Source organism: Pseudomonas sp. NCIMB 10586, from assembly GCF_023127895.1.
GTDB lineage: Bacteria > Pseudomonadota > Gammaproteobacteria > Pseudomonadales > Pseudomonadaceae > Aquipseudomonas > Aquipseudomonas synxantha_A.
Genome location: NZ_SPKQ01000048.1, coordinates 660 through 987, shown reverse-complemented (window position 1 = coordinate 987; position 328 = coordinate 660). Strand labels below are relative to the sequence as shown.

Genomic DNA, 328 nt, shown 5'->3' with positions numbered 1-328 from the left:
ATTGGGCAAGTTTTTCGCAGATGGACACGCGCTATGCCTGGGGGGATGACGGGCGTGTCACGGTGCATAACGCCGATGGTAGCGAGGAGGTGTATGTCCACGACCAGCGGGCGCGGCTGGTGCAGCGCATCGATCCGGACGGCGCGCAGCATTTCAAATCCTACGATGCCAAGGGTCGGCTGACCGTCGAGCAGGATCCGCTGGGCGCGGTGACGGCCTATCAGTACGACGACGCCGGACGCTTGGTGGCGTTGTTTCCTGGGGATGATGAGCCGACCTCCTACGAGCATGACAACGGTTTTGTTCGGGTTGTGAGGTGTGGGGAGGC

At 62.2% G+C, this 328-nt stretch carries 1 pseudogene; it reads left to right on the top strand.

The window, feature by feature from the left end:
- Nucleotides 1-215 (top strand): annotated as a pseudogene (locus E4P01_RS23405) (hypothetical protein); the annotation flags it as partial.
- Between the last annotated feature and the right edge of the window lie 113 nt (nt 216-328).